This is a genomic window from Halobacillus sp. BBL2006 (genome assembly GCF_000786645.1).
GTDB lineage: Bacteria > Bacillota > Bacilli > Bacillales > Halobacillaceae > Halobacillus.
Map to the genome: position 1 here is coordinate 1 of NZ_JRNX01000943.1, position 1,279 is coordinate 1,279.

General features: G+C 45.6%; 1 protein-coding gene. It reads left to right on the plus strand.

Annotation, left to right across the window (positions count from 1 at the left end; genetic code table 11):
* Nucleotides 1–1,029: GntP family permease (locus tag LD39_RS23350; RefSeq protein WP_035553720.1), on the plus strand; the 1,029-nt coding region annotated here is incomplete at its 5' end.
* Between the last annotated feature and the right edge of the window lie 250 nt (nucleotides 1,030–1,279).

Genomic DNA, 1,279 nt, shown 5'->3' on the forward strand with positions numbered 1-1,279 from the left:
TTTACAAAAGTCATCGGCACCAACCGCGCGATTCTCGGCGTGCTCGTGTCGGCTGCCGTACTTACCTATGGCGGCGTCAGCTTGTTTGTCGTTGTCTTTGCTGTCTATCCACTGGCTCTGTCATTGTTCCGTGAAGCGGACATCAGCCGTAAGCTGATTCCAGCAACGATCGGACTTGGGGCGTTCACATTCACGATGACCGCATTGCCTGGAACACCGCAAATTCAGAACCTGATCCCAATGGAGTATTTTAAAACGACAGCCACAGCGGCACCGGCCATGGGGATTATTGCTGCCATCATCATGGCTGTCGGAGGTTATTTATACTTACGTTATCGAGAGAAGCAGTTGAAAGAAAAAGGGGAAACGTTTGTTGAACCGAATGACAAAAATATCGTCAATCAGGTTGATCGGCAGCCGAATTTCATCCTGTCGATTTTACCTTTGCTTACGGTTCTACTGACATTGAATCTACTTGCCTGGGATGTTGTGACCGCCTTGATTGCAGGGATTGTACTCATTATGCTCTTGAACATTACGCTGATCAAAGGATTCGTTACGTCCATTAACAAAGGAGCAAGCGGATCGGTTATTGCGATCATCAATACAAGTGCCGCGGTCGGTTTCGGTACCGTTGTTCGTGAAGTGCCAGGATTTGAGCGCCTAACGGAACTTTTGGTTGGCATTAAAGGAAACCCACTCATTTCTGAAGCAATCGCCGTTAACGTTTTAGCCGGTGCCACTGGCTCGGCATCTGGCGGGTTAGGGATTGCACTGGAAGCTCTCGGGTCGAAGTACTACGAGATCGCGCAGACCTCAGGCATCAGTCCTGAAGCCTTCCACCGTGTTGCTTCACTTTCTTCAGGCGGACTGGATGTGCTGCCACACAACGGAGCGGTACTTACGCTATTTGCGATCACCGGCATGACGCACAAAGACAGCTACAGAGATATCTTTGTCGTAGCTTTACTTATTCCAGTCATCGCTGTCGCCGTTGTTATTCTATTAAACACGATTGGCATTCTATAATTCCCTTTTCTTACCACCTCAGGTCATCCAGAATCTGGATGACCTGAGGTGGGTTTGTTATTTTTCTGCTTTCTTTGATAATTTTCTAAAAAATCACAATTAAGGCTTTAAAAACTCTTTCGTAACACGTAAAATATATAACAATATCCAAAATCCTTTGTTTGTTTAAAGGATGTGCGCAAAACTACCAAAGAAGGAGTCCTAACTATGAATCAATCTTTAACCTTTATCGAAAACAAACATAAAAAAC